Here is a 9,181-nt window from a genome sequence, read left to right as displayed (position 1 = left end):
CGTTTCCGACTCTATCAGATCTTTCCGACCCGATTTCCTCGGTGCTTTCCGGGGTCCCGCTTCCGCGTTTCCCTTTCCGGCGGTTCCGACTTTATCAGAAGTTTCAGGGCGGACTGACCGGCCTTCGTTTTCCGATTTATCGGGAGGTGCTTCTTCGAAATCAGCGTTTCGACGAGAAGCTGACAGATGCTCACTGTCGCCTTCCGGGTCAGACCCCGTCTCCAGGCAACTGTTTGAATCTACCTCCCCACCGGACCCGTGTCAACGGCTCCTGCGGGGCGAAGAGGAGACTAGCAGCTCAGCAGGCCCTCGCGCACATCAGGCGGCGGTGGGCACGTCGGCGCTGCGTTCGAATGCCTCCAGGTCACCGGTCTCGCCGGCGCGCGCCGCACGTCCGCCCAGGACATAGACGTAGGCCAGGAAGGCCAGCTCGGCGACGACTCCGATGGTGATGCGCGCCCAGGTGGGCAGACCCGACGGGGTGACGAAGCCTTCGATGGCACCGGAGACGAAGAGGACCAGAGCGAGGCCGATCGCCATGGCCAGGGCTGCCCGGCCTTCTGCCGCCAGGGCTGTGCGCCGGGTGCGGGGGCCCGGGTCGATGACGGTCCAGCCGAGGCGGAGGCCGGTGCCGGCTGCGACGAAGACCGCGGTGAGTTCCAGGAGACCGTGCGGCAGGACGAGGCCGAGGAAGGTGTCGAGACGGCCGGCGGAGGACATCAGACCGAAGCCGACACCCAGGTTGAGCATGTTCTGGAAGAGGATCCAGAGGACCGGCAGACCCAGGAAGACACCCAGGATCAGGCAGAGGGCCGCGGCCCACGCGTTGTTCGTCCAGACCTGGGCGGCGAAGGAGGCCGCGGGGTGGCTCGAGTAGTACGTCTCGTACTGGCCGCCGGGACGGGTGAGCTCGCGCAGCTCGCTGGGAGCCGCTATGGACGCCTGCACTTCGGGGTGGGTGCCTATCCACCAGCCGAGGAGTGCCGCGACGGCCGTGGAGAGGAGTGCGGCGGGCACCCACCAGTGGCGTGCCTTGTAGACGGCGGCGGGGAAGCTGTGGGACAGGAAGTGCGTGACGTCCCGCCAGGAGGCGCGGCGGGCGCCGGCCACGGCACTGCGCGCGCGTGCCACCAGCTGACTGAGCCGACCGGTCAGCTGCGGGTCGGGGGCCGCCGACTGGATCAGGGAGAGATGGGTGGCCGTGCGCTGGTAGAGGACGACGAGTTCGTCGGCCTCCGCGCCGGTGAGGCGACGCCGGCGCCGGAGCAGGGCGTCGAGGCGGTCCCACTCCGCGCGGTGGGCGGAGACGAAGACGTCGAGGTCCATCGGTGTACCTGCTCCTCGGCTGTTCGTCGGCGGTCGGCCTGACCGGTGGAAGGATGATCGGCTTGATCGGCTGGTCGTACTGCGGTGCGATGTGCCATCAGCTTGGCAGACTGGCGGTGTTCGGGGCAGGCGGGGAAGGGTGGCGGGCGTGAGTGAGCTGGTGACGGGCGAGGCGGTGGCGTTGGAGCTGCGCCCCGCGAGGCTGCCCAGCAGGGCGCTGGCCGTGCTGCTCGATCTGGTGGCGGGCATGGCCGTCTATGTCGTGGTGACCATCGCTCTGGTGGCTGCCACGGCCTCGTTGGACGAGGCGGCGCGGGCGGCGATCTCGATCGCCTTGTTCGTCCTCGTGCTGGTCGGTGGACCGATCCTGGTCGAGACGCTCAGCCATGGACGGTCGCTCGGGAAGACGGCCTGCGGGCTGCGGGTGGTGCGGGACGACGGGGGGCCGATCCGGTTCCGGCACGCGCTGGTGCGGGGTCTGATCGGTGTGATCGAGATCCTGATGACGTTCGGGGTCGTGGCCTGCGTCGCGTCCCTGGTGTCGGCGCGGGGACGACGGCTCGGGGATGTGTTCGCGGGGACCCTGGTCGTGCGGGAGCGGGTGCCGGCCGGGCAGGCGGGGTTCGTGCCGCCGCCTCCGCCGTGGTTGGCCGGGCGTTTCTCGGGGCTCGATCTGTCTGCGGTGCCCGATGGTCTGTGGCTCGCCGTCCGGCAGTACCTGACGCGGATGGGGCAGCTCGATCCGCGGGTCGGCTGGTCGATGGCGGAGCGGCTGGCCGCGGACCTGGCCGAGCGCACGGGGGCGCCGGTGCCGCCGGGGGCGCCGCCTGCGGCGTATCTCGCGGCGGTGGTGCAGGAGCGGCAGGTCCGGGAGGCCCGGCGGGCGTTCGGACACGGGCCGGCCGGGGGAGGCGGGGCCGCGGGTGCGGCTGGTCCGGCGGGTGGTGCCCCGCCGTCGTATCCCGCTGCGACCGTGGCGCCGGGTGTGCGGCCGGCTGCGTATCCGTCGGTGGATCAGGGAGCCGCGGTGCGCGGGGAGCGGGCCGTCCCGCCGCAGGAGGAGTCGTCGGCCGACCGGCCGTCGACGGGGTTCGCCCCGCCGGCGTAGGCGCCTTCGAAAGGCGCCGGTCAGTCGAGGACCGACGGTGGTGATTCGAGGTCTTCCAGTTCGATGCCGGGGGCCGCGAGGACCACGTCCCCGGCGAGGTGCACGGTGTGCTGCTCACCCGTGTCCAGGGCTGTGACCTGGTATTCGTCCACGATCAGAGGGCCGTTGTCAGTGGTGTGTGTTTCTCTTTCCACCAGCGCCCAGGACTGGTCCAGGGTGCGTGGGGCGAGGACCGGGTCCGTGAAGGCGACGAGGCGTACGCGGGTGGCCGGTGCCGAGGGGGTGAGGCGCAGGAGGCGGGCGGTGGCGACGAGGAAGGCGGGGGACGAGCCGGTGAAGGCGTGGGCGCGCGCATTGCCTTCGGTGGCGTGGTGTCCGGTGGGGTCGGTGCGGACCCAGGTGACACCGTCGAGGGCGGCGCCGCGGACCTGCCAGCTCGCGGCGTGGAGTTCGAGGCGGATGGGGCGGCCGAGTTCGTCGAGGGCGAGGTCGACCGAGCCCAGGTGATCGCCTGAGGGGGCGGTGAGCTGGGAGACGTAGCGCCAGCCGGAGGGTCCGGGGGCACAGTGGAAGTGTTCTTCCGCGAGGGGGGTGTGATCGTGCGGATCGTGGAGCGAATAACGGCCGCGGGGCATGGGGGTCCTGGGTCGTGACGGGCTGGGCCGGTCGCCGGTCCGCGCATGGGGCAGGCCCCCGGCACGGGGGTGCGGGGGCCTGCCTCGGGGGACCTGCCGCCGGGGAGCGCGTCCGTGCGCGGACGGGCTCCCCGCGGTGGGAGCGTGGGCTCAGTAGCGGTAGTGGTCCGACTTGAACGGGCCCTCGACCTGCACGCCGATGTACTCGGCCTGCTCCGGGCGGAGCGTGGTCAGCTTGACGCCGAGTGCGTCGAGGTGGAGGCGGGCGACCTTCTCGTCGAGGTGCTTGGGCAGCACGTAGACGCCGGTCGGGTACTCGTCGGGCTTGGTGAACAGCTCGATCTGGGCCAGGGTCTGGTCCGCGAAGGAGTTGGACATCACGAACGACGGGTGGCCGGTGGCGTTGCCCAGGTTCAGCAGGCGGCCCTCGGAGAGGACGATGATCTTCTTGCCGTCGGGGAAGGTCCAGGTGTGGACCTGCGGCTTGATCTCGTCCTTGACGATGCCGGGGACCTTGGCGAGGCCGGCCATGTCGATCTCGTTGTCGAAGTGGCCGATGTTGCCGACGATGGCCTGGTGCTTCATCTTGGCCATGTCCGAGGCCATGATGATGTCCTTGTTGCCGGTCGTGGTGACGAAGATGTCGGCCTTGTCGACGACCTCGTCGAGCGTCGTGACCTGGTAGCCGTCCATCGCGGCCTGCAGGGCGCAGATCGGGTCGATCTCGGTGACGATCACGCGGGCTCCCTGGCCGCGCAGGGACTCCGCGCAGCCCTTGCCCACGTCGCCGTAGCCGCACACGACCGCGGTCTTGCCGCCGATCAGGGTGTCGGTGGCGCGGTTGATGCCGTCGACCAGGGAGTGGCGGCAGCCGTACTTGTTGTCGAACTTCGACTTGGTGACGGCGTCGTTGACGTTGATCGCCGGGAACAGGAGGGTGCCGTCGCGCTGCATCTCGTACAGGCGGTGGACGCCGGTCGTGGTCTCCTCGGTGACACCGCGGATCTCGGAGGAGAGGTGGGTCCACTTCTGCGGGTTCTCGCCCAGGGTGCGGTTGAGCAGTTCGAGGATGACGCGGTGCTCGTCGGACTCGGCGGTGTCGGGCGAGGGGGCCTTGCCGTCCTTCTCGTACTCGACGCCCTTGTGGACGAGGAGGGTGGCGTCACCACCGTCGTCGAGGATCATGTTGGGGCCGCCGGTGGGGCTGTCCGGCCAGGTCAGCGCCTGCTCCGTGCACCACCAGTACTCCTCGAGGGTCTCGCCCTTCCAGGCGAAGACGGGAACGCCCTGGGGGTTGTCGGGCGTGCCGTTCGGGCCGACGGCGATGGCTGCCGCGGCGTGGTCCTGGGTGGAGAAGATGTTGCAGGACGCCCAGCGGACCTGGGCGCCGAGGGCGACCAGGGTCTCGATGAGGACGGCGGTCTGCACGGTCATGTGCAGGGAGCCGGTGACGCGGGCGCCGGCCAGGGGCCGGGCGTCGGCGTACTCCTTGCGGATCGCCATCAGGCCGGGCATCTCGTGCTCGGCGAGGGTGATCTCCTTGCGGCCGAACTCGGCCAGGGAGAGGTCGGCGACCTTGAAGTCCTGTCGGTTGTCGACAGTCGTCATTGCGAGCTGCTCCTCGGGGGTGTGGGTCGAGGTGGGTACGGCTGGTCTGCGCGGCGGCGGACACAGGAGTGCCCGAGGAGGACACAGGCATGCCCGCGTGCGCGCAGCGCAGTCCGTCGGAGGCCCTCTCTCCCTCGGTCGGTCCGCGGTGGACCGCCCGACCGCCATCAGCAGCGACGTCTGGCTCCGTCCCAAGCTACACCGACCGGCCGGACCGACCCCAGTCCTCCCGTGCACACATCAGGCCGATCCGGCGGGCGTCACGCCCCGGTCCGCCGGTGGCACGGCGCCGTGCGGGCCGCCGGTCGCACCCGCGCGGACAGGCCGCGCGGGGAGGGATTCGGGCGCGGACCTGGGCGGGACTTCGGTTCTTCGCCGGCGACCGCGGCGGCACGGCGCCCATGCGGGCGGTGCGGGCCCGGGTGACGGAGGACCGCCTGGATGTGGCGCTGCTCACCGGGGCCACGCCGTTCGGTCCGGACGGTGTGCTCGCGGGCCGGGCGGACGGCGGTCGGCGGACGGCGGTCGGCGGAGTTCGGTACGGAGCGGTGGCCCGCGCGCTTCCGACGCGCGGTGCCGCCCCGGACGACGGAGGGGCCCGCCGGTGCGGCGGGCCCCTCCGTCATGAGGTCCTGCGGTTGCCCGCGGGGGCGGGCCTCAGTGGGCGGTGTCGTGCGGTGTCGGGCCGCCGGGGGTGGCCTCGGGGTCGGCTCCCTTGGCGGCTTCGGCCTCGCTGTAGATGTCGGGCTCGAGGTAGATCACGCGGGCGATCGGGACGGCCTCTCGGATGCGGGACTCGGCGGCGTCGATGGCGGAGGCGATCTCGGTGGCCGTGTCGTCGTGCCGGACGGCGATCTTCGCGGCGACCAGCAGTTCCTCGGGGCCGATGTGGAGGGTGCGCATGTGGATGATGCGGGTGACGGTGTCGCCGTCGACGACGGCGGCCTCGATCTTGCGGGTCTCCTCCGGGCCCGCGGCCTCACCGAGGAGCAGCGACTTGGTCTCGGCGGCGAGGACCAGGGCGATCAGGATGAGCAGGATGCCGATGCAGAGGGTGCCGATGCCGTCCCAGACACTGTCGCCGGTGGCCAGGGCGAGACCGACGCCGCCGAGGGCGAGGACCAGACCGACGAGCGCACCGAGGTCCTCCAGGAGGACGACCGGCAGCTCGGGCGCCTTGGCGCGGCGCACGAACTCCTTCCAGGAGTGTCCGCCGCGCAGGGGGTTGGACTCCTTGATGGCGGTGCGGAAGGAGAAGCCCTCGGCGATGATCGCGAAGACGAGGACGCCGACCGGCCAGTACCAGTGCTCCAGCTCGTGCGGGTTCTTGATCTTCTCGTAGCCCTCGTAGATGGCGAACATGCCGCCGACCGAGAACAGCACGATGGAGACGAGGAAGGCGTAGATGTAGCGCTCACGGCCGTAGCCGAAGGGGTGCTGCGGGGTGGCCTGGCGCTGTGCCTTCTTGCCGCCGACCAGCAGCAGGGCCTGGTTCCCGGAGTCGGCGACCGAGTGCACGGACTCGGCGAGCATCGACGAGGAGCCGCTGAAGAGGAACGCCACGAACTTCGCTACCGCGATCGCGAGGTTGGCGGCGAGTGCCGCCACGATCGCCTTGGTGCCGCCTGACGCGCTCATGTGTCCGCGTTGTCCCTTCGTACTCCGTGTGAGGCCCGGGCAGGCGCGGGTGTACGCCGCCCGGGGCTTCGCCCGTCCTTTGACGGTGAGCCATTGTCGCAGCCCGGTTCGGCGACGGCGTGTCAGGTCGCCGTCACAGGGCGGTCAGACGACGACGGTGGCCCTGAACAGGGTTCCGGTACCCGATGCCTCGGTCTTCTCACCCGAGGGGACGAACACGGAGGCGCCCGGAGTCAGTTCGTGCTCGCCCACCCGTACGGAGCCGGCGGTGCAGAGCAGGATCTGCGGGGCGGTCAGCGTGAGGTCGTGGGTGGCGCCGCCCGCGGGGAGGACGTAGCGGGAGAGGCGGAACTCGTCGATGGGCGTCTCGTAGACCTCCTCGCCGTCCGGGCCCGCCTCCGGGCGCAGCACGCCGGGGTCGCCGGCCTCGAAGCGGACGATGCGCAGGAGTTCGGGGACGTCGACGTGCTTGGGGGTGAGGCCGCAGCGCAGGACGTTGTCGGAGTTGGCCATGATCTCGACGCCGAGGCCGTCGAGGTAGGCGTGCGGGACGCCGGCGCCGAGGAAGAGTGCCTCGCCGGGCTGGAGCCGGACGTGGTTGAGGAGCATGGCGGCGATGACGCCGGGGTCGCCCGGGTAGTGGTGGGCGATGTCGGCGTACGGGGCGTAGGGGCCGCCGAGGCGGTCGCAGGCGGCGGCCGCCTCCGTGACGGTGCGGGCCATCTCGTCGGGATCGGCGGTGAGGACGGCGGTGAGGACCTCGCGCAGGGCCGCCTCCTCGGGGTGGGCGTGCAGCAGGTCGACGTACGGCTTGAGGGAGTCGACGCCGAGGCCGTCGAGGAGTTCGGCGGCGCGCTGCGGGGCGCGGAAGCCGCACAGGCCGTCGAACTCGGTGAGGGCGCAGATCAGTTCGGGCTTGTGGTTGGCGTCCTTGTAGGTGCGGTGCGGGGCGGTGACGGGGACGCCGCGGCGCTCCTCGTCCGCGTAGCCCTCCTTCGCCTGGGTCAGGTCGGGGTGGACCTGGAGGGAGAGCGGGGCTCCGGCGGCGAGGAGTTTGAGCAGGAAGGGCAGGCGGGGGCCGAACTTGGCGACCGCGTCCGGGCCGAGTTCCCGCTCCGGGTCGGCGTCGATGACCTCGACGAGCGTGCCCCGGTCGGTGCGCGAGGGCGCGCCGGGGTGGGCGCCCATCCACATCTCCGCCTGCGGCTCGCCGGTCGGTTCGGCGCCGAGCAGCCGCGGGATGGCGGTGGTGGAACCCCAGGCGTAGGGGCGGATGGTGTTGTCGAGGCGGTCCATGGGGTTCTCTGTGTTCCTTCTGCCGGTTCTCGTGCGGGCCGGCGCGGTGCGGGCCGTGCGTCCGCGCGGAGGGGGGTCAGGTGTTCCCGGGCATGATCAGGCTCTCGAGGCGAGCGCCAGGTAAACGGCGGCGAAATCCGTGACGGCGATCAGTTCCGCGAGGGTCTCCAGTTCGCCGCCCGCCTCCGGTTCCAGCTCGCTGATCGGCGTGTCGTGGGTGAGGGCCAGGTCACGGGCGGCGGGGGCGGCGGTGAGGCCGCCGATGGGGCGGTCGCGGAGCAGCACCACGCGCGTGTGCAGGGCGGGCGCCTCTTCGACGCGGTCGCGGAAGAAGTCGTCCGGGTCCGCGCCGGCGGCGAGCGGGCCGGCGAGCAGGGCGCTGTGCGCGGCGAGCGCCTCGGGGAGCTCGGCGACGACGGCGGGGGTGCCGGAGAGTTCGGCGAGGGCGGCGGCGAAGCGACGGCCCGCCGGGCCGGCCGAGACTCCCTCGGTCCACACGACGGGGAGCGCGTCGGCGAGTTCGGCGGCCAGGGTCTTGGCGGGGTTGCTGTACGTCACGATGGCCGGGCCGCAGCGTTCGGCGATGCCGTCGAGGCGGTCGGCGACCTTCCCCAGGACGTCCGGCGGGGCGGTGAGCAGGCCGGTGCGGTCCAGGAGTGCGAGCAGCGGGGTGAGCAGCGCCCACAGGACGCCGGGGGCGGAGGCGGCGAGGGGTTCGTCCTGGTCGTAGGGCGCGGTGGCCATGGGGACGAACAGGCCGACGGAGCCGTTCACCGCCTCGGCGAGCGGGGTGCGGGCGGGGGCGACGGCGACGACGGTGCAGCCGCGGCGGTACGCCTGCTCCGCGAGCAGCGACAGGCCCGGTTCGGTGCCGTCCGGGGTGGCGATGAGGAGCAGGTCCACGGAGCCGGCCCAGCCGGGCAGTTCCCAGCGCAGGGCGCCTGCCGCGGGGGCGACGCCGGTGGGCGCGAGGCGGGTGACGGGGCTGCCGCCGCCGGCCAGGGTGCCGAGGAGGTCGGCGGTCTGGGTGGCGGCGGCGCCGGGGCCGGCGATGAGCACGGCTCGGGGGCGGCCGTCGGGCTTCAGGTCGTTGACGCCGGCCTCGGCGGCGTGCCGTGCGGCGGTGCGGACGCGGGCGCCGGCTTCGGCGGCGCCGCGGAGCAGGGCGTGGCGGTCGGCCTCGGCGAGGCCCTCCGGTGAGTCGAGCAGCGATTCGTCGAGCATGGGCGGCAGGCTCCGATCTCCGATCGGCGGGGCGTCGTCGGTGCGCGGGGCGGCGGACGCGCGTCGGTCACTCGGGGCGGCGGGCCTCGTCGACGAGGAGTACGGGGATGCCGTCGCGGACGGGGTAGGCCAGGCCGCAGCTCTGGCCGGTGCAGATCAGTTCCGTGTCCTGCTCCTTGAGGGGGGAGTGGCAGGCCGGGCAGGCGAGGATCTCCAGGAGGCCGGCTTCGAGTGGCATGGGGGTCCCTTCGCTGGGTGGATGTGCTGGTCAGGGTACCGCCGGTGGGGGGTGGGCGGCGGGGTGGGCGGTGATCGGCGCGGGGTGGTGCGCCACGTTGGTGTGGGG

Annotated in this window: 8 protein-coding genes; 1 reads left to right on the top strand and 7 read right to left on the bottom strand. The window is 72.2% G+C overall.

Going from position 1 to position 9,181, the window contains the following annotated elements:
- Window positions 1-318 precede the first annotated feature (318 nt).
- On the bottom strand, window positions 319-1,326 hold the full coding sequence (locus ADK41_RS37085) for a stage II sporulation protein M (RefSeq protein WP_030837206.1): 1,008 nt from the start codon (window positions 1,324-1,326) through the stop codon (window positions 319-321).
- A gap of 148 nt (window positions 1,327-1,474) precedes the next feature.
- Between ADK41_RS37085 and ADK41_RS37080 the strand changes: the two genes are divergently transcribed.
- Entirely contained in the window at window positions 1,475-2,434 is a 960-nt protein-coding gene (locus tag ADK41_RS37080) for an RDD family protein (RefSeq protein ID WP_030837207.1), read from the top strand.
- A 20-nt stretch (window positions 2,435-2,454) separates the two neighbouring features.
- Here the strand turns inward: ADK41_RS37080 and ADK41_RS37075 are convergent, their stop codons facing one another.
- The 6 genes from ADK41_RS37075 to ADK41_RS40425 form a co-directional block, all read right to left on the bottom strand.
- Window positions 2,455-3,069 (bottom strand): hypothetical protein, encoded by a 615-nt coding sequence (locus ADK41_RS37075; RefSeq protein ID WP_030837209.1) that lies wholly within the window; start codon window positions 3,067-3,069, stop codon window positions 2,455-2,457.
- A 150-nt stretch (window positions 3,070-3,219) separates the two neighbouring features.
- Window positions 3,220-4,677, bottom strand: coding sequence for an adenosylhomocysteinase (gene ahcY, locus ADK41_RS37070; protein WP_030837211.1), 1,458 nt, complete (start codon window positions 4,675-4,677; stop codon window positions 3,220-3,222).
- Between the two features lie 657 nt (window positions 4,678-5,334).
- Window positions 5,335-6,315: a cation diffusion facilitator family transporter gene (locus tag ADK41_RS37060; RefSeq protein WP_030837215.1), complete on the bottom strand. Its 981-nt coding sequence runs from the start codon at window positions 6,313-6,315 to the stop codon at window positions 5,335-5,337.
- Between the two features lie 144 nt (window positions 6,316-6,459).
- Window positions 6,460-7,611: a mannose-6-phosphate isomerase, class I gene (manA, locus tag ADK41_RS37055; protein WP_030837216.1), complete on the bottom strand. Its 1,152-nt coding sequence runs from the start codon at window positions 7,609-7,611 to the stop codon at window positions 6,460-6,462.
- A gap of 96 nt (window positions 7,612-7,707) precedes the next feature.
- Entirely contained in the window at window positions 7,708-8,835 is a 1,128-nt protein-coding gene (locus ADK41_RS37050) for an SIS domain-containing protein (RefSeq protein WP_030837217.1), read from the bottom strand.
- A 67-nt stretch (window positions 8,836-8,902) separates the two neighbouring features.
- Window positions 8,903-9,073 (bottom strand): Trm112 family protein, encoded by a 171-nt coding sequence (locus tag ADK41_RS40425; RefSeq protein ID WP_078662244.1) that lies wholly within the window; start codon window positions 9,071-9,073, stop codon window positions 8,903-8,905.
- Window positions 9,074-9,181: the final 108 nt, after the last annotated feature.

It is taken from the genome of Streptomyces caelestis (genome assembly GCF_001279005.1).
GTDB classification, from domain to species: Bacteria; Actinomycetota; Actinomycetes; order Streptomycetales; family Streptomycetaceae; genus Streptomyces; species Streptomyces heliomycini.
The sequence above is the reverse complement of the archived record's forward strand: the minus strand, read 5'-3'. Positions and strand labels throughout refer to the sequence as shown.